This window comes from Phenylobacterium sp. (assembly GCF_030654915.1).
In the GTDB taxonomy this organism is placed as follows: Bacteria; Pseudomonadota; Alphaproteobacteria; order Caulobacterales; family Caulobacteraceae; genus Phenylobacterium.
In genome coordinates this window covers 1-18349 of sequence record NZ_JAURWM010000264.1, presented here as the reverse complement: position 1 = coordinate 18349, position 18349 = coordinate 1, and the positions used below count along the sequence as shown (strand labels likewise).

Genomic DNA, 18349 nt, shown 5'->3' with positions numbered 1-18349 from the left:
TGGCCTCCAGGGCGAGGGGATCGTGACCCCTTAGATGGGAAGTGAATTCCAGGTTCGCAAAGTCTCGCCGAAGCGTGACCTTAGTGTGGCGGCAACCGGATGCATCAGGCTTGACCTGAGCGGGGCGGCGCCCAAATCTGCCCTGGGACGGGCGAGATAGTTCAACGGTCCAATGGAGACGACCAGTGGCGCATAAGTTCGAGATCTACAAAGACAAGGCTGGCGAGTTCCGGGTTCGCTTCAAGTACAACAATGAAGTGATCTTCGCGACCGAGGGCTATGCGTCCAAGGCGAGCGCTCAGAACGCGATCGAGTCCATTAAGAAGAACGGCCCGGAAGCGCCGACTGAAGACAACTCCTAGGCTGGTACAGCCGCCAGGCGCGTGAGTTCATCGCGCGCCTGGGCGGTGATCTCGAACGATCGCACCCGCGCGGCGTGATCATAGATCTGCGCCGTGACCATCAGTTCGTCGGCGCCCGTCCGCTTGACGAAGTCCGCCAGGCCCTGGCGGACGCGCTCAGGCGCCCCGACAATCGAACAGCTCAGGCTTTGACGCAGCATCGGCCCGCCGATCTCGTCCAATTGGCGGTGCGGGTCATCGACAGGACGAGGCAAGGGACCAGGACGTCCCTGACCCAGATTGATGAAGGCCTGCTTCAGCGAGGTGAAGAGCCGTTGGGCCTCTTCGTCGGTCTCGGCGGCCGTCACATTGACGCCCAGCATCACATAAGGCTTGGCCAGATGCTCCGACGGCCGAAACTGGCTGCGATAGATGGCCAAGGCCGTCTCAAGTTGAGTCGGCGCGAAGTGCGAGGCGAAGGCGAACGGCAGACCCAGCGCCGCGGCGAGCTGCGCGCCGTAGGTGCTGGAGCCCAGGATCCAGAAATTGACATCGAGACCGGCGCCCGGCACCGCCTGGATCTGTTGGCCGGGCTGGGCCGGCTTGAAATAGTCCATCAACTCGATGACATCGCGGGGGAACTGGTCGATGTCCCCGGCGAGATTGCGTCGCAGAGCGCGCGCCGTCGCCTGGTCGGAACCCGGCGCGCGGCCAAGGCCCAGGTCAATGCGGCCAGGATAGAGCGCGGCCAACGTCCCGAACTGTTCAGCGATGATCAGCGGCGCGTGGTTAGGCAGCATCACGCCGCCGGCACCGACGCGGATCGTCGAGGTGCCGCCGGCCACGTGCCCGATGACAACGGCGGTGGCGGCGCTCGCCACCCCGGTCATGTTATGGTGCTCGGCCAGCCAATAGCGATGGTAGCCCAGCCGCTCGGCGTGCTGGGCCAGATCGCGAGTATTGCGAAGCGATTGGGACGCATCGCCGCCTTCGACGATGGGCGACAAGTCTAGAACCGAGAGATCAACCATCAGCGCCATATAGGGGCTCTGAAGCCGAAGGCGAGGGGCGCCAGGCGCCAACCCGCTATCATCACGCCGCTGCGACGCTGACCGGCTGCTCGACCACGCCGGTGTTTCCGGTCTCGGGGTTGGTCGCGACGACACGCAGGCGATAGGCGCCAGCCGTCGGCCTCGGCAATTTTCCGGCAAAAGTGGATGGCTTTCCGGCGTAGGCGAGCGTGGCGGTGGAGATCGTCTGGTCACCGTCCAGCAGGGTGGCTCGCACGTCGTACTTGGCGGCGTCCCAAAGGCCGCCGGGCTCTATCGGGCACCCGCACATCAAGGTGACCTTGGCGTCGATCTTCAGAGCGTTGGTCTCGACGTCCCAAGTGGGTTCGACGACAAGGCCGGGAAATTCCAGCAGCCAGCCGTCGCCGACCAGAGATTGGCCCGGCAGTAGCCATTTCATGGACGTGACGGTGATCTGGGCGTGTGGCTTGCCAAGAGGTCCCACGGCCTCGACCTTGACCAGCGTCGGGCGGCCGAGATCAAGGGTGGTCCGGAAGGCGGCCGCTTCGGGCGTGGAAAGGGTGGCGCCGCGCTGACGCGGCGCGACCATGATCCTCTGGGTGTCGCCGGTCGTGCCGACGATCAGGCCCTTGGCCAGTTCGTGACCCGTCGCGACATCGGTCAAGGTGACCTGGACACCGCCCATGCTGTCGCCAATGAACTTGGCGTCCTTGCTGAGCGCTCGCACGACGACTTCTGTCGGCTCGGCTCGAACGGCGCTGGATACCGTCAAGGCTAGGAGGGTGGCGGCGACCGTGGCTGGGATGCGACTCATGGGGAGTTCCTGTCTGGTCTCCTAGACTAGCAAGCTCGTCGGGCCTCTGGCTTGGTTGCCGGTCAAGGAGGCTAAGCGCATGTTGGTGATCTTCGGGCGATAGTGGAGAGCGGTCTTGAGCGCACCTGGTGAAACAACCATCGCCTCGGTCGTCGGCGATATCGGCGACACGCCCTACACGGTCGAGATCGCAGCCGGTCACCATAGGCTTTTGGCGGATGAACCGAAGGGGCTGGGGGGCGGGGATACCGGCCCTTCGCCGTTCGGCTATGTCCTGTCTGGGCTCGCGGCATGTTCGGCCATCACGCTGCGCATGTACTGCGAGCGCAAGGAGTGGCCGCCGGTGGGCGTTCACGTTGGTCTGACGCTGCGGATTGTCGCTGGCCAGCGGGAGATCGAGCGCGTCGTGCGGTTTGGCGAGGGGCTCGATGAAGTCCAGGTGAAACGGCTGGCCGAGGTGGTGGAGAAGACCCCGGTCACCCTGGCCTTGAAGGCGGGCATGACCATCAACACCACGATCAAATAGGCCTCTGCGTTGGGAGTAGCGCTCCTGAAGCCGCGATCACCAGGGCGTGCTCTTGCCTCAACCGTGTCATAGGCTGGCGCGCGCCCTTGAAGCGGCGTGGTCTGGAAGAGGGTTTTCGTGAGCACGCGTGGTTCCAGGATCTTCCCCGTGCTGCTCTCCGGCGGGACGGGCGCACGGCTGTGGCCGGCGTCGCGCGAGAGCCATCCGAAGCAATTGTTGCCGCTGACGGAAGACCTGACGTTGCTCCAGTCCGCCGCCGCGCGGGTGTCGGACCCGGCGCGGTTCGAACCGCTGATCGTCGTCGCCAACGCCGAGCACCGGTTCACGATCGCCGAGCAGCTGCGAATTATCGGGGCCAAGGACCCGCTGATCGCTCTGGAGCCATGTGGTCGCAACACCGCCGCGCCGACCGCGGTGGCGGCCTTGCTGGCGCGGGACCTTGACCCCGCGGCCCTGATCCTGGTCATGCCGGCCGACCATGTGGTGCGCGACACCGCGAAGTTCCTGGCCTCGGTGGACCAGGCCGCGGCGATCGCGGCGCGCGGCGCCTTGGTGCTCTTCGGCGTCGATCCGACCTCGCCGATCCCGGACTACGGCTACATCCGTCCCGGCGCTGCTTTGGAGACCGACGCAGGCGCATACCGCGTGGAGCACTTTGTCGAGAAGCCAAGCCCGGCCGTCGCCGAGGCGATGGTGAAGGGCGGGGGGCATCTGTGGAACAGCGGCCTGCTGCTGGCGCCGGCCCAATTGGTGATCGACGAACTGGAACGCCATGAACCGGCGGTTCTGCTGGCCGCGAAGCGATCGCTGGCCGAGGCGCGGCGCGATCTGGATTTCGTGCGGTTGGACGAGGCCGCGTTCCAGGCGGGTCCGTCGATTTCGCTGGACCATGCCCTGACCGAGCGGACCGACCGCCTCGCGGTGATCAAGGCCGAGTTTGACTGGACCGACGTCGGCGCCTGGTCGGCGCTCTGGGCGCTCGGTGAGAAGACTTCGGCTGGAAATGTCCTGATCGGCGAGGCCTTCGCCGAGGCGACCACCAACTCGTATGTGCGTAGCGAAGGGCCGTTGGTGGCCACGTTGGGCGTCCGCGACCTGATCGTGGTGGCGACTCCGGACGCCGTGCTGGTGGCTGACCGTGGCTCCGAGCAGGACGTGGGGCGCATCGTCGAACTGCTGCGCGCCGCCGGTCGCGAGCCGGCCACACAGGCGCGCCAGGTACGTCGGCCGTGGGGCTGGTATGAGAGCGTCGTCAGCGGTGCGGGCTTCCAGGTCAAGCGGATCACCGTCGCCCCCGGCTGTAAGCTGTCGCTGCAGAGTCACGCGCACCGCGCCGAGCATTGGGTGGTGGTTAGCGGCGTCGCGGTGGCCACGATCGGCGACGAAGAGGTCGTGGTGCGTGCCAATGAGTCAGTCTTCATCCCGCAGGGCGCGCGCCACCGGCTGGCCAATCCCGGCGACCAGCCGCTCAGCGTGATCGAGGTTCAGTCCGGCGACTATCTGGGCGAGGACGATATCGTCCGCTTTGAGGACGACTACGCGCGGAATTAGGCGGTCAGGGCGGCCGGTCCGTCGTGATCGGCCACGCAGTGGCCGTGGTCACTCAAAACCTCGATCACCCGGCAGTCGGACACACGGCCCTGACAGGCGGCGGAAACCACCCGTTGGAGTTCGCCCCGCAGCGCTTGCAGCCGGATGATCTTGCTATCGACGGCGGCCAACTGTTCGGCGGCGAGGATATTGGCCTGCTCGCACGATTGGTCCGGATTGTCTGATAGCTGCAGCAGGGTGCGGATGGCGTCGACCGCGAACCCCAGTTGCCGGGCATGCTTGATGAAGGCTAGGCGGCTCAGCGTCCGCTCGTCATAGACCCGGCGATCATTGGAAGCCCGCAGCGGCTGCGGCAACAGGCCGATCTGTTCGTAGAATCGGATCGTGGTGACCTTGACGTCGGTCGCCTTGGCGAGGGCTCCGATGGAGAGAGCGGGCATGGATGGCGTCCTGTTGAGGATCTGAAAATAGGCGCTTGATCCTCTAGTGGCTAGAGGATGCAAGGTGGCGTCATGTCCAGTTGCTCCTCATCCGAAAGTACGTCGCCTGAGTCGTCCACCGGCGGAGGCTGTTGCGGCCATACGGTGGTTTTCGACGGTGCGTCCGTTGGCTATCGCCGCGCCTTGATGGGCGTCATCGCGATCAATCTCGTGGGCTTTGGCGTCGTGGCGGTGGGCGGCCTGATGGCCGGCTCGGCCTCGCTGGCCGCCAATACCTTGGACTTCGCGGCCGACGCGGCGACCTATGCGCTCAGTCTGTGGGCGATCGGCAAGAGCGTCCAGGTGCGCGCCGGCGCGGCCCTGATCAAGAGCGGCAGCCTGGCGTTGATGGCCGCTGGTATCCTGGGGTTCGCGATCTGGCGGGCGATCACAGGGGTGACGCCGGAAGCCGGCGTGATCTCCGGGCTGGGCCTTTTTGGGGCGGCGGCCAACCTGCTCGCGGCCCTGCTGCTGGTTCGCTATCGCAATGGCGACGCCAATGTGCGCTCGGTCTGGCTCTGCACCCGCAACGATATGATCCAGTGCCTGGCCGTGGCGGCGACCGGCGTGGCCGTGGCGGTGACCGGATCGCGCTGGCCTGACCTGGTGGTGGGGATTTTCCTGGCCGGGGTCTTCCTGCGCTCGGCCTGGCAGATCACCGTGCAAGCGCGGCAAGAGCTTCGGGAGGCCAATACCGCGCCCGAGAACCGTGATTTTGTAACGCATTCCCGCCAATCGACCGCAGAGCTATAGAGGCGTCGATGTCGGGTTTCGAAACATGGTGGCGCAAGCTGGGCGGTCTGGTGACCGTCTGCCTGCTCGCGACCCTGCTGGCCGGCCCGACCTTCGACGCCTTCCTTTGCAAGGAGGACGGCGGGAGCGTGGCTGTGACGGCGGCGCCCCTGGATGCTGTGCTCTCCGTCAGCGACCATCAGGACGACAACCATTCGGGCGGCTCCTCCGCGGCTTGCCCGCACGGACATTGCCACCACGGGGTCGGGTTCGGCGCGGCTGCGTTCGCGGCTGGGGCTGAGGTGACGACCTCTGGCGAAACTCATCTTGCGCCGCCGCCTTCGCGGCACGCCTCCCTGGCGCCTTCGGGCCTGGAACGACCTCCTCGCGGCTGACGGACTGCACGCGCGCGCTCGCGCGTCTCATCCGTCATCACGCGAGGACTCTTATGACTTCCCACCATCGCCGTGGGCCGCTGCGCGCGGTCCTGATCGGCGCATCCGCTGTCGCGGTTTGCGCGGGCGCGGCCTCGGCCGATCCAGCGCCGCCCTATGCCGAACTGCTCCGACAAGCTCAGACCAGCGCGCCGCGCCTGGCTGAGGCCCGGGCCGAAATCGCCCGGGCCACGGGCCTGGCCCGTCAAGCCGGAGCGCGGCTGAACCCGACCGTCGGCGTCGAGATCGAGAACTTCTCCGGCTCGGGTCCCTACAAGGGCTCGGACCTGGCCGAGGCGACCGCCTCTATCGAACAGACCCTGGAACTGGGCGGCAAGCGCGAGGCCCGTCTCGCCGCCGGCCGCGCCGAGGTCGACGCCGCCAAGCTCCGCGCCATCCAGGCCGGCGCCCAGTTCGCGTTCGACCTCGCCGACGCCTATGCCGGGGCCGAGGGGGCCGACCGGCGCGTCCAACTCGCCACCGAGGCGCTGAGCCTGGCCGAGGATGACGCCCGCGTGGCGACCGCGCTCGTCGAGGCGGGCAGGGAGGCCGATCTGCGCCGGGTTCAGGCTCTGGCCGGCGTTCAGGCCGCGCGCGCCGATCTCGATGAAGCTCGCGCCGTTCGGGCGACGGCGTTTGGCCAACTGACAGCTCTCTCGGGCGCGCCGGGTCAGATCAGCTCGATCCCCAATGGCCTGCTGGCGCAAGCCGACCGTAGGGCTTCACTCGCCCCGCCCGATCCCCTGGCGAGCCCGACCTATCTGGCGGCCCAAGCTGACCGTGAGGCGGCGGCTCGGCGGATCAGGGTCGAGCGGACCCGGGCGACCCCCGACCTCTCGGTCTCGGTGGGGCTTCGTAAGTTCCAGGAGGACGAATCCACGGCGATGGTCGCTGGGTTTTCGGCGCCGTTTCCGCTGTTTGATCGCAATCGCGGCAATATCAGCGCGGCCCAGGCTGAGCTGAGCGCCGCCGAGGCCCGCCTGGAAGCGGCCCGTCTGGACGCCCAGGCCGAGGCCATGGCCGGCGTCGCGCGTCTCGGCGCGACCGATAGCCGGCTTATCGCCGCCCGCGAAGGCGAGCGTGCGGCGGATGAGGCCTATCGCTTGACCCGCATCGGATATGAGGGCGGCAAGCTGGCCCTGATCGAGGTGCTGAACGCCCGCCGCGCGCTCGCTGACGCGCGCGCCCAGACCCTAGACGCAGCCCTGGAGCGCTTGGGCGCACAGGCCGCTCTCGCGCGCCTGCAAGGCCGCGCCCCGTTCGGAGAACAACCGTGAACAAAGACAAGTCCCGTCTTTATGGCGGCGTGGCCGCCGCGATCCTGATCGCAGGCGCTGGGGGTTTTGGCCTAGCCAAGATGACCGCTGGGGGAGGCGCTACGGCCGCCGCCGCAGGCGGCGAACACCAGGACGACGACCACAAGGAAGGTGAAGCCGAAGGCCTGGAGATGACACCGGAGGCCATCGTCGCCGCCGGCATCCTCGTTCAGCCGGTGTCGGTCGGCGGCTTCGCCGGCGAGATCCTGGCGCAGGGCGTTGTCGCGGCGACGCCGGGTGGTGAAGCCGTGCTGACGGCGCGGGCCGCTGGCGCTGTGACGCAGATCTTCAAGCGGATCGGCGATCCGGTCCGGGCCGGCGAGACCTTGGCCATTGTCGAAAGTCGGGAGGCCGCGCAGATCGCCGCCGATCGCGCTGTCGCCTCGGCGCGCGCCAACCTCGCCCAGACCGCGCTCGCGCGCGAACGACGGCTGTTCGAGCAACGTGTCTCCGCTCGCCAGGACTATGAGCAGGCACAGGCCGAGGCCGCGGCCGCCAATGCGGAGGCCCGCCGCGCGCAGGTCGCCGCGGGGACTGCGAATGTCACCGCCGATGGCCGCGGCGTCATCGTCGCCAGTCCAATCTCCGGGCGCGTCACCGCGTCCTCCCTGAACCTCGGCGCCTTCGTTCAGCCGGAGACTGAACTGTTCCGGATCGCCGATCCGAAGCTGGTCCACGTTGAGGTCTCGATCAGCGGCATGGACGCGCCCAGGATCGCGCCGGGCGATCGGGTGGTTGTCGAAACCGCCGACGGCCGCACGATCGAGGGCAAGGTCCGCTCGATCACCCCCGGCCTGAACCCGGAAACGCGGGCGGCGACCGCCATTGTCGAGGTCTCGCCTGCAGGGCTGCAGCCAGGGCAGTCTGTGCGGGCCAGGATCATTCCGACCGTCGCGACCGTCTCCAAGGTCATCGTGGTTCCGGACGGGGCGGTGCAGAGCGTCGAGGGCCGCGACGTGGTCTTCGTCCGCACCGCCAAGGGCTTTGAGGCGCGGCCGGTGACCATCGGCCAGCGCGGCGCTGGCCGGGCGGAGGTGGTGCGCGGCCTGACGGCCGGCCAGACCATCGCCGGCCGCAACGCCTTCCTGCTCAAGTCTGAGTTGGGCAAGGGCGAAGGCGAGGCGCACTAGGTCATGATTTCAGGTCTCATGGCCCTATCCGTCAGGGCGCGCTGGGCGGTCATATTCATCATCGCGATCCTGTCCGGGATCGGGGTCTGGCAACTGTCGAAGCTGCCGATCGACGCCGTGCCGGACATCACCAACAACCAGGTTCAGATCAACACCACCGATCCGGGCCTCTCGCCCATCGAGATCGAGAAGCGCGTCACCTTCCCGGTGGAGACGGCGCTGGCCGGCATTCCTGGGCTGGAGTCGACGCGCTCGGTGTCGCGGAACGGATTCTCCCAGGTCACGGCGGTCTTCAAGGAAGACGTCGATCTCTACTTCGCCCGTCAGCAGGTCAGCGAACGGCTGGCCCAGGCGCGTGATGACCTGCCTGAGGGCGTGCAGCCGCAGATCGGTCCGGTCACGACCGGGCTGGGCGAAGTCTTCATGTACACCGTCGACTTCGCGAACCCGGGCGGGAAGGGCGCGGCGGTCAAGGACGGCCAGACCGGTTGGCAGGCGGACGGCAGCTTCCTGACCCCGGAGGGCGAGCGTCTCACCGACGACACCGCGCGCAGCGCCTACCTGCGCACGGTGCAGGACTGGATCATCAGTCCTCAACTGCGCACCGTGCCCGGCGTGGCCGGGATCGATTCTATCGGCGGCTTCCAGAAGCACTATCTGGTCGAGCCCGACCCGGTGAAGCTCAGCGCCTACGGCGTGTCATTCTCCGAACTGGCCAAGGCGCTGGAGGCGGCGAACCTCTCGGTCGGCGCCAACTTCCTGGAGCGGGGCGGGGAAGCCTACCTCGTCCGCGCCGACGCCCGCATCCGCTCGATCAACGAGATCGCCGATGCGGTCATCGCCACCCGTGGCGGGGTCCCCGTGCGGGTCAGGGATGTGGCGCAGGTCAGGATCGGCGGCGAGCTACGGACCGGCGCGGCCAGCATGAACGGTCACGAGGTCGTGGTCGGCACCGCCCTGATGCTCATCGGCGAAAACAGCCGCACCGTAGCCAAGGCGGTGGGTGAGAGGCTGGAGACCATCCAGAAATCGCTGCCGGTCGGGGTGACGGTCACGCCGGCCCTCGACCGCTCGAAGCTGGTCAACGCCACCATCGCCACCGTGCAGCGTAACCTCTTCGAGGGCGCCTTGCTGGTCGCCATCGCGCTGTTCTTCCTGCTCGGCAACGTCCGTGCGGCGCTGATCGCCGTGCTGATCATTCCGATCTCGTTCTTGATGACCGGGATCGGAATGAACGTCCTTGGGGTCTCGGGCAATCTGATGAGCCTGGGGGCGCTCGACTTCGGCCTGATCGTCGATGGGGCGGTGATTATCATCGAGAACTGCCTGCGCCGACTGGCCGAGCGCCAGCATCGCGAGGGCAGATTGCTCGGCCTGCGTGAGCGGTTGGAAGAGACCATGCTGGCCTCGCAGGAGATGATCCGGCCGACCGTCTATGGTCAGGGGATCATCTTCCTGGTCTTCGCGCCGCTGCTGACTTTCACAGGCGTCGAGGGGAAGACCTTCGCCCCGATGGCCATCACCTTGATGCTGGCCCTGGCGGCGGCCTTCGTCCTGTCGCTGACCTTCGTGCCGGCCATGGTCGCGCTCCTCATCCGGGGCAAGGTCGCCGAGAAAGAGGTCTGGGCGATCGCCAAGATCAAGCATCACTACGAACCGGTCTTGCGCCGGGCGGTGGCGAAACCAGCCCCCTTCATCGGCGCGGCGGTCGGGATCTTCGTCCTGGCGGGGGTGACCTTCACCTTCCTGGGCCAGGAGTTCATGCCGCAACTCGACGAGAAGAACCTGGCGCTGGCCTCGCAGCGGATTCCATCGACGTCGCTGGAACAGTCGGTGCGGATGCAGCGGGGCGTCGAACAGGCGATCACCAGCCTGCCGGAGGTCGACTACATGTTCTCCAAGACCGGCACCGCCGAGGTCGCCACCGATCCAATGCCGCCGAACATCTCCGACGGCTTTGTGATGCTCAAACCACGGAAGGACTGGCCGAAGGGCGTCAACACCAAGGAGGACGTGATCGCCCGCGTCGAGGCTAAGGCCAATGCGCTGATCGGCCAGGGCTACGAGCTTAGCCAGCCGATTGAGCTGCGCTTCAACGAACTGATCGGCGGCGTCCGCGGCGACGTCGCGGTGAAGATCTACGGCGACGACCTGGACAAGATGAGCGCCACCGGCGCCCGGATCGCCGCGGCGCTGCAATCGACGCCGGGCGCGGCCGACGTCCGTGTCGAACAGGTCACCGGCGCGCCGACCCTCGACGTGCAGTTCGACCGCGCGGCGATCGGGCGGTTCGGGCTGACGGTGGAGGAGGTGGCCGACACCGTTGCAGCCGCCATGGCGGGCCGCGAGGCCGGCTTGCTGTTCGAGGGCGACCGTCGCTTCGACATCGTCGTCCGGGTTCCCCAGGCGAGCCGCAACGATCTGGACGCGTTGGGCGCTCTGCCGGTCATGCTGCCGGAGCAACCTGGTCAGGCGCGCCGGTCGGCGCCGCTCAGTCAATTGGCGCGGTTCAGCCACGCCGAGGGGCTGAACCAGATCAGCCGAGAGGGCGGCAAGCGCCGCGTGGTCGTTCAGGCCAATGTTCGCGGCCGCGATGTGGGATCCTTCGTCACCGAGGCGCGCCCGAAGGTCGAGGCCGTGGCCCTACCGCCGGGCACGTGGATCGAGTGGGGCGGACAGTTCCAGAACCTTCAGGCGGCTTCCCAGCGGCTGGCGATTGTCGTGCCGATCTGCTTCGCGGCGGTCTTCGCGCTGCTCTACCTAGCGCTTGGCGGTTTTGCTCCTGCGCTCGCGGTGTTCATCGCCGTGCCCCTGGGGCTCAGCGGCGGGGTCTTCGCCCTGGCCATGTCGGGGATCAATTTCTCCGTCTCGGCCGCGGTCGGCTTCATCGTTCTGGCAGGCGTGGCCGTTCTGAACGGCCTGGTCGTCATGACCAGCATCCGGCAGCGGCTGGCCGAGGGCATGGCTTTGGGCCAGGCGATCATCGATGGGGCGATGGCGAAGGTCCGTCCGGTCGTCATGACCGGCATGGTGCCGGCCATCGGCTTCATCCCAATGGCGGTTGCCACTGGCGCCGGCGCGGAGGTTCAAAAGCCTCTGGCGATGGTGGTGATCGGCGGCTTGATCACCGCGACCGCGCTCACCTTGCTGGTGCTGCCGGCGATCACCCAGGTCGTGCTGGGGATCGCCGCGCGCTGGCGGCGCCCTGACGCCGAGCCGGTTCTGGCCCCGGCTGAATAGGGAAGCTTGAGACCCGGCGGCGGAAGCGCCGGGTCTCGCCTAGGCGCGCGATCGGCTCTTTCGTTCGCCGATGTAACCCAGGGTAGTTGCGTGGTGAACCGCCTGAGGGCGTCCGGCGACCCCCATCTTGTCGGCGGCGTTGCGCATGTGGAAGCGAACCGTCGGGGTGGAAATCTTCATGATCTGCCCGATGTCGGCGTCGGTCTTTCCATCGGCGGCCCACTTAAGGCACTGGATCTCACGCCGGGTGAGCCGAACCTCCTCGGAGTCGGCCGCGACCCCCAGGTCGTTGTAGGCGGCGAGCAACTTCAGCGTGAGAGCGTGAAGGCCCGCGGCCTCGCGCTCGAAGGTGGGGCGCACGTCGAAGACTTCTGGCGAGGCCCACACCACGGCGCCGATGATTCCGCCCGGCAGGTGGGCCGGCGCGATGATCGCGGTTCCCACGGCAAGGCGTTCGGGGGCTTGAAGAACCTCGATCCGTTCCAGGCGAGGGGCCGGCCGCCAAGTTCCAAACCGGCCCGCCACGAAGAAGAACGGCTCGGCCGTGTAGCGAGCGCCGAAGACGAAAGGGGAGCGCAGGGCGAAGCTGCGATCCTTCCAGTAGTGCAGACCTGGATCGAGCCACTCGAACAGCGTTTCGGCAAACGGCCGCCCATCGGCGCCGAGCATCGGTTGCGGGTCGCCGATATCGGCGCTGACAGCAATGTAGGGCAGGCCGATCTTCGCGCCCTCGTCGCGCACACGGACGGCCAAGGCCCGCACAAGATCCTGCTCGGCCTGCGCCGTCGTACTCGTCATTCGCCCGCCAATGTCCTGATCGCGGAGGCGACCCTATCACTTCCGCTAGCTTGTCGTTCCTGACGGGGTTGCGCAACCATTGGGGGCAGAGCGGCGCCAGATCGCCGCGACATAACAAGCCGCCAACAAAGGGCGGCGCCGGGAGGGACGATGAGACACATGATGCGCAATGCCTCGTGGGCGATTTTGGCGGCTGCCTGCACGGCGGGGCCAGCCTTGGCCCAGGACACGGGCATGGTCGCCGAGCTGGTGGTGACCGCTCAAAAGCGCGAGCAAAATCTGCAAGATGTGCCTGTGGTGGTCACGACCTTGCCACAACGCCAACTGCAGGACGCGGGCGTTCGCGACATCAAGGACCTTCAGGTCCTGGCGCCTGGCCTCAGTGTGACCTCCTCGACCAGCGAGGCGCAGACCTCCGCGCGGATTCGCGGGGTCGGCACCATCGGCGACAATCCCGGACTGGAATCATCGGTCGGCACGGTCATCGACGGCGTCTACCGTTCGCGCAGCAGCGTCGCGTTCGGCGATCTCGGTGAACTTGAACGGATCGAAATCCTGAAAGGCCCGCAAGGGACGCTGTTCGGCAAGAACACCTCGGCCGGGGTCATCAACGTCATCACCAAGGAGCCTTCGTTCGAGTTCGGCGCCGATGCCGAACTGACCTTTGGCAACTACGGCGCTCGCGGGTTGTCGGCCGCCGTGACAGGGCCGATCGCGGGCGATCTGATGGCCGGCCGTCTCTATGTCGCCAAGCGCGAGCGTGACGGCTTCGCCGACGTTCTGGTCGGCGCGGGTCCACGGACCCGGACGGACGACACCGACCAGAACTACTACACGGTGCGGGGCCAGTTGCTGATCGCGCCCACCGACGCCGTGGTCGTGAAGGTGCTGGCCGACCTGTCCGAGCGTGACGAGCATTGCTGCGTCAACTTCGTGACCGTCGCCGGCCCTACCGCGCCGCTGGTGGATGCGCTGGCCGCCGACAATGGCGTGATCCGCCCGCCCAATCCCTATGACCGCGTCGCCAACGCCAACCGCGACATGGGTTCCAAGATCAGCGACCGCGGCGTATCGGCCCAACTTGACTGGGACATCAACGAGAACATCTCGCTGACCTCGATCACGGCCTATCGCGAGTGGCGCGCCGAGAACGGTTCGGACATCGACTTCTCCTCGGCTGACATCTGGTATCGCGACACCGACGGTTCGAGCTTCAGCCAGATCAAGACACTGTCTCAGGAAGTCCGGCTGGCCGGGGCCACCGAAAAGCTGAACTGGTTGGTCGGCGTCTTCTATTCCGACGAGGCTTTGAAGGCCCGCGCCGCCACGACCTTCGGTAGCGCCTATGAACCCTATTTCAGCCTGCTGCTCTCGGGCGGGACCAATCCGACCTTCGTTTCGACGCTGACGGGGCTGCCTGCCGGCACGAACTTCCCGGCCGGTCAGGGGCCGCGTGACAGCTATGACCACAGCTCGAAGGGCTGGGCGATCTTCACCAACAATAGCTGGAAGGTGACTGACGCCCTCGAGCTGACGCTGGGGCTTCGCTATTCCGACGACGAGAAAACCGTCGAGAGCCACTATACAAACTCGGTCCCCGCGGCGGCCTGCGCGGCGGCTATCGTCCGTCCTATCCCGGCCGCGGCGCGCGCCGCGCTCTGTGCGCCGCACTCCGACCCGGCTTTCAACAACGTCATCACCCACCAGAAGCAGGGCGAGGGCCGTTGGAGCGGTACGGTGAAGGCCGCCTACCGGTTCAACGAAGGGATCATGGCCTACGCCTCCTACGCCGAGGGCTTCAAAAGTGGCGGCTTCAACCTTGATCGCTCGCGCCTGGCTATCGGGGTGATCGATCCCAATACGAGCTTCCCGGCCGAGACGGTGACCAGCTACGAACTTGGCGTGAAGACCAACACGCTCGGCTACGGGCTGGTGGCCAACGCCACGATCTTCCACCAGACCTTTGAGGACTTCCAGCTCAACACCTATACGGGGATCAGTTGGCTCGTGGCCTCGATCCCGGAAGTCATTTCGCGCGGGGTCGACTTCGATCTGATGTGGCGCACGCCGGTCGAGGGCTTGAGCTTCTCTGGCGGGGTGACCTACGCCGAAACCCAGTTCGGCGATTTCACGCCGCCGCTCGGCGTTTCGCCGCGCCTGCCCAATACACGCCTATCCTACGCCCCGCTGTGGTCGAGCGCTGGGACGGTCAGCTACGAAACCCCGATCAGCGACAACCTGGAATTCCGCGCTAGCATCTCGGCCAAGTACACGTCGGAGTACAACACCGGCTCGAACCTTGATCCACTGAAGTCGCAAAAGCCGTTGACCCTGGTCAATGCGCGGATCGTGTTGGGCGCGCCCGACAAGCGCTGGTCGGCTGAACTATGGTCGCAGAACCTCACCAACGAGGATTATCATCAGGTTGTCGTCGACCAGCCCTTGCAGACCGGCACCTTCGCGACTTTCCTGGCTCCGCCGCGAACCTACGGCCTGACTTTGAGGGCCAAGTTCTAGGGGCGCGCCGGTGAATCTCGATCTTTCGACCGAGGAGGAGGCGTTCCGTGACGAGGTGCGCGCCTTCCTTGCGACCTCGCTGACCCCTGAGCTGCGGGAGGTCGGGCGCAGGGCCACCAGCGTCTTCACCGACAAACACCACAGCCTGCCTTGGCAGAAGATCCTGCATGCCAGGGGCTGGGCCGCGCCCAGTTGGCCCGTCGAGTACGGCGGACCCGGCTGGGACGTGATGCAGCGGCACATTTTCGCCGCTGAGTGCGCGCGGGCCGGGGCGCCAAGCCTCGCGCCCATGGGGCTGCGGATGGTCGGGCCGGTGATCATGGGCTTTGGCACGCCCGAGCAGAAGGCCCATTATCTGCCTCGGATCCTCTCGGGAGAGGACTACTGGTGTCAGGGCTATTCGGAGCCGCAGGCCGGCTCCGACCTCGCGGCCCTCGGGCTACGGGCGGTGCGGGACGGCGAAGACTATGTGCTGTCTGGTTCCAAGCTGTGGACGACGCACGCCCATTGGGCGAACCGCATGTTCTGTCTGGTGCGCACAGACGCCACCGGCAAGCCGCAGGCGGGGATCACATTCCTGCTGCTGGATATGACCGCGCCGGGCGTTCGAGTCCGCCCGATCATCACCTTGGCCGGCGAGCACGAGGTCAATGAGGTCTTCTTCGAGGACGTGCGGGTTCCGATCTCTGGCCGGGTCGGGGAGGAGAACAAGGGCTGGACGGTCGCCAAGTACCTGCTTGAGTTCGAGCGTGGCGGCAGTTCGGCGCCGGGGCTCCAGGTGATGCTCGAACGGGTGCGCGACCTGGCCTGGGAGGCCGGGCTGCTGACCGAAGCGGCGTTCCGCGCCAAGCTGATGGCGGCCGAGATCGCGGTCACCGCCATCGAGATCGCCGAGCAGCGGACCCTGGCGGCCCTGGCGTCCGGAGCCAATCCTGGTCCTGCATCCTCCATGTTGAAGGCGCAGGGGGCCGAGGCCCTGCAGATGGTCGACGAGTTGGCGCTGGAGACAGCGGGCTTCTACGCCGGTGTCGATCAGCCAGACGCCCGGCAGCCGGGTTCGAACGTTCCCCCCATAGGGCCGGACGGCGTTCTGAGCGCCATGCCACGATACCTGAACGATCGGGCGGCCACGATCTACGGCGGCTCGAATGAAATCCAGCGGGACATCATCGCCCGTCTGGTGTTGGGACTTTGAGAAAGGGACGCCCGATGGCGCTGGCCACGACCAATCAGCCCGACCAGACGATCGACTTCGAGGCCATGAGGACCTTGGCCGACGTGCCCCGCTATCATGCCCCGCGGCGGCCGACGGCCACGGCCCTGGTTTTCGAAGGGCGCGAAACCAGCTTCGCGCAGTTCGACCGGCGGACCAGCCAGGCGGCGCAGGCCTTGCTGGCCGAGGGCCTCAAGAAGGGCGACCGCATCGCCTATCTAGGCAAGAACAGCGACCACTATTTCGAGCTGCTGTTCGGCGCGACGAAGATCGGGGTGGTGATGGCCCCGATCGGATGGCGTCTCGCCCCGCCCGAGGTCGCCTACATCGCCGGCGACGCGGAGGCCAAGATGCTGTTCGTCGGCCCCGAGGTTGTGGACTGCGCCATCCAGATCGCGCCCGAACTCCCCGGCGTGAAGATCGTGGCGATGGAGGCGGGCCCCTCCGGTTGGCCCAGCTTTGAGGCTTGGCGCGACGGCCAGCCAGCGCAGGACCCGGAACTGCCGCTCGACGAGCACGAGGTCGCCGTTCAGCTCTACACCTCAGGGACTACCGGGCGGCCGAAGGGGGCGATGCTGAGCCACCTGAACATCCTAGGGGGAAGGCGTAAGGCCGCGGAAGCCGAGATGGCCTGGAACCGTTGGGGACCTGACGACATCAGCCTGGTGGCCATGCCTGTGGGCCACATCGGCGGCACCGGGTGGGGCATCGTCGGGCTGGTCAACGGCGCGAAAGGCGTCGTGGCGCGGGAGTTCGATCCGTTCAAGGTGCTCGACTTCATCGAGCACGACCAGATCTCCAAGATGTTCATGGTGCCGGCCGCGCTGCAGATCGTGGTGCGCCAGCCGCGTGCGCGGGAGGTGGACTACAGCCGCCTCAAATACATCCTTTATGGCGCGAGCCCGATCCCGCTGGATCTGCTGCGCGAGTGTATGGATATCTTCGGCTGCGGGTTCTGCCAGCAGTACGGGATGACCGAGACCTGCGGGACCATCGTCTATCTGCCGCCAGAGGATCACGATCCGAACGGAACGCCGCGGATGCGCGCCGCCGGCCTGCCCATGCCCGGCGTGGAGTTGAAGGTCGTCGACGAAGCCGGCGTGAGCCTCCCGGCGAACGCGGTCGGCGAGGTGGCCGTGCGCTCGGTCTCCAACATGGCCGGCTATTGGCGGCTCCCCGAGGCGACCGCGGCGACGGTGGGTGACGATGGCTGGCTGCGGACGGGAGACGCCGGCTATCTGGACGAAGACGGGTATCTCTTCATCCACGACCGGGTGAAGGACATGATCATCTCCGGCGCCGAGAACATCTATCCGGCCGAGGTCGAGAGCGCGGTCTATGGGCACCCTGATGTGGCGGAGGTGGCGGTGATCGGCGTGCCGGACGACGTCTGGGGCGAGGCGGTGAAGGCCATCGTGGTTCTCAAACCGGGAACCGCGCCGGACGCCGAGAGCATCATCGCCTTCGCACGCTCACGGATCGCGGCGTTCAAGTCGCCAAAGACCGTCGACTTCATCGAGGCTCTGCCGCGCAATGCTTCCGGCAAGATCCTGCGGCGTGAGTTGCGCGAGCCCTACTGGGCCGGGCGGGCTCGGCGCGTGAACTAGGCCGGCGCGTCAGACCCGCAGATCAAGGATGTGGCGCCCCTGCGCGCGTTCGGTCGCGCGCAGGTCCTCGGTCCAGCAGGCCGTTCTATAGAAACGCCCATGCACTTCCACCCCGCGCCGGGTTGGCGGGCCGAGCGCAAGCAGCGCCGCGCCAGGGGCCTTGGTCGTGGCGCGCGGAAGCGGTGGAAACTGCATGTTCTGATCCGTCGAGACGGCGGTGGCCCCACGCTATGCGCGCGGGGCCGGTCGAGGAGAGATCGGGCTCGGCCCAATCACCCAGCGCCACGGGGGGGATGTTGCACCAGGTCCGGACAGTGGAAGGCGGCTCCGTGCCCCCGAGGATCAGGTCTTTCCCGCTATCGGCGCGACGATTGACCCTAGGCGACCAGGTTAACTGATGGCCCCGATGCGCCTTAACGGGGGCGGAGACCAGGCGCCGTCTAGGGCCGAGGCCCTAGGCCCAAACAGCTGGAGAACCAGGGCGTATTCCCCCGAAGGCGAGGGCAACCAGTTGGCGGCCTGGTCTGCCGAGGGCGGCATGTGCTGGACCAGCAACCGCAGATCTCCGTTTGGCTCCGGCTGCAACCGATCGCGATCGCTCAGGGCGTGGCGGTGCAGCA

Annotated in this window: 17 protein-coding genes; 11 read left to right on the top strand and 6 right to left on the bottom strand. The window is 67.0% G+C overall.

Features of this window, described 5'->3' with window-relative positions:
* Positions 1-185 precede the first annotated feature (185 nt).
* A complete protein-coding gene (locus Q7T84_RS13815; protein WP_304809883.1) occupies positions 186-362 on the top strand; it encodes a YegP family protein in 177 nt (58 codons plus the stop codon).
* Here Q7T84_RS13815 and Q7T84_RS13810 read toward each other — a convergent pair.
* Together Q7T84_RS13810 and Q7T84_RS13805 are read right to left on the bottom strand one after the other, a co-directional pair.
* Entirely contained in the window at positions 359-1372 is a 1014-nt protein-coding gene (locus tag Q7T84_RS13810) for an LLM class flavin-dependent oxidoreductase (RefSeq protein ID WP_304809886.1), read from the bottom strand. The genes Q7T84_RS13815 and Q7T84_RS13810 overlap by 4 nt on opposite strands.
* 61 nt (positions 1373-1433) lie before the next feature.
* Positions 1434-2186, bottom strand: coding sequence for a hypothetical protein (locus tag Q7T84_RS13805; protein WP_304809881.1), 753 nt, complete (start codon positions 2184-2186; stop codon positions 1434-1436).
* 115 nt (positions 2187-2301) lie between these two features.
* Between Q7T84_RS13805 and Q7T84_RS13800 the strand changes: the two genes are divergently transcribed.
* Together Q7T84_RS13800 and Q7T84_RS13795 are read left to right on the top strand one after the other, a co-directional pair.
* Positions 2302-2712 carry an OsmC family protein gene (locus Q7T84_RS13800; RefSeq protein WP_304809879.1) on the top strand — a complete coding sequence of 137 codons (411 nt, stop codon included), beginning with the start codon at positions 2302-2304 and terminating at the stop codon, positions 2710-2712.
* A gap of 117 nt (positions 2713-2829) precedes the next feature.
* Positions 2830-4263, top strand: a complete 1434-nt coding sequence (locus Q7T84_RS13795; protein ID WP_304809877.1) for a mannose-1-phosphate guanylyltransferase/mannose-6-phosphate isomerase — start codon at positions 2830-2832, stop codon at positions 4261-4263.
* Here Q7T84_RS13795 and Q7T84_RS13790 read toward each other — a convergent pair.
* The gene (locus Q7T84_RS13790) at positions 4260-4703 is read right to left on the bottom strand and encodes a helix-turn-helix domain-containing protein (RefSeq protein ID WP_304809875.1); all 444 of its coding nucleotides are present in this window, start codon (positions 4701-4703) and stop codon (positions 4260-4262) included. The two genes, Q7T84_RS13795 and Q7T84_RS13790, sit on opposite strands and share 4 nt — an antisense overlap.
* A gap of 144 nt (positions 4704-4847) precedes the next feature.
* Here Q7T84_RS13790 and Q7T84_RS13785 point away from each other — a divergent pair, with 144 nt between their 5' ends.
* The 5 genes from Q7T84_RS13785 to Q7T84_RS13765 are packed head-to-tail and all read left to right on the top strand — an operon-like array spanning position 4848 to position 11594.
* The gene (locus tag Q7T84_RS13785) at positions 4848-5495 is read left to right on the top strand and encodes a cation transporter (RefSeq protein WP_304809873.1); all 648 of its coding nucleotides are present in this window, start codon (positions 4848-4850) and stop codon (positions 5493-5495) included.
* A gap of 8 nt (positions 5496-5503) precedes the next feature.
* On the top strand, positions 5504-5869 hold the full coding sequence (locus tag Q7T84_RS13780) for a hypothetical protein (RefSeq protein ID WP_304809870.1): 366 nt from the start codon (positions 5504-5506) through the stop codon (positions 5867-5869).
* A 53-nt stretch (positions 5870-5922) separates the two neighbouring features.
* Positions 5923-7185 carry a TolC family protein gene (locus Q7T84_RS13775; RefSeq protein ID WP_304809869.1) on the top strand — a complete coding sequence of 421 codons (1263 nt, stop codon included), beginning with the start codon at positions 5923-5925 and terminating at the stop codon, positions 7183-7185.
* Entirely contained in the window at positions 7182-8354 is a 1173-nt protein-coding gene (locus Q7T84_RS13770) for an efflux RND transporter periplasmic adaptor subunit (RefSeq protein ID WP_304809866.1), read from the top strand. Before Q7T84_RS13775 ends, Q7T84_RS13770 begins: the two co-directional genes overlap by 4 nt.
* Positions 8355-8357: 3 nt before the next feature.
* The gene (locus Q7T84_RS13765) at positions 8358-11594 is read left to right on the top strand and encodes an efflux RND transporter permease subunit (protein WP_304809864.1); all 3237 of its coding nucleotides are present in this window, start codon (positions 8358-8360) and stop codon (positions 11592-11594) included.
* Between the two features lie 39 nt (positions 11595-11633).
* Here Q7T84_RS13765 and Q7T84_RS13760 read toward each other — a convergent pair whose 3' ends face one another.
* Complete coding sequence (locus tag Q7T84_RS13760) at positions 11634-12392, bottom strand: helix-turn-helix transcriptional regulator (RefSeq protein WP_304809862.1); 759 nt, start codon at positions 12390-12392, stop codon at positions 11634-11636.
* A 162-nt stretch (positions 12393-12554) separates the two neighbouring features.
* Here Q7T84_RS13760 and Q7T84_RS13755 point away from each other — a divergent pair, with 162 nt between their 5' ends.
* Genes Q7T84_RS13755 through Q7T84_RS13745 form a run of 3 tightly spaced genes read left to right on the top strand, consistent with a single transcriptional unit; the run spans position 12555 to position 17729 of the window.
* Positions 12555-14909 (top strand): TonB-dependent receptor, encoded by a 2355-nt coding sequence (locus tag Q7T84_RS13755; protein ID WP_304809860.1) that lies wholly within the window; start codon positions 12555-12557, stop codon positions 14907-14909.
* A 10-nt stretch (positions 14910-14919) separates the two neighbouring features.
* Positions 14920-16104: an acyl-CoA dehydrogenase family protein gene (locus Q7T84_RS13750; protein WP_304809858.1), complete on the top strand. Its 1185-nt coding sequence runs from the start codon at positions 14920-14922 to the stop codon at positions 16102-16104.
* A gap of 14 nt (positions 16105-16118) precedes the next feature.
* Positions 16119-17729 carry a fatty acid--CoA ligase gene (locus Q7T84_RS13745; RefSeq protein ID WP_304809856.1) on the top strand — a complete coding sequence of 537 codons (1611 nt, stop codon included), beginning with the start codon at positions 16119-16121 and terminating at the stop codon, positions 17727-17729.
* A 9-nt stretch (positions 17730-17738) separates the two neighbouring features.
* Here Q7T84_RS13745 and Q7T84_RS13740 read toward each other — a convergent pair whose 3' ends face one another.
* Together Q7T84_RS13740 and Q7T84_RS13735 are read right to left on the bottom strand one after the other, a co-directional pair.
* Entirely contained in the window at positions 17739-17924 is a 186-nt protein-coding gene (locus Q7T84_RS13740; protein ID WP_304809854.1) for a hypothetical protein, read from the bottom strand.
* A 195-nt stretch (positions 17925-18119) separates the two neighbouring features.
* A partial coding sequence (locus Q7T84_RS13735) for a DUF1214 domain-containing protein (RefSeq protein WP_304809852.1) occupies positions 18120-18349 on the bottom strand: 230 nt, incomplete at its 5' end.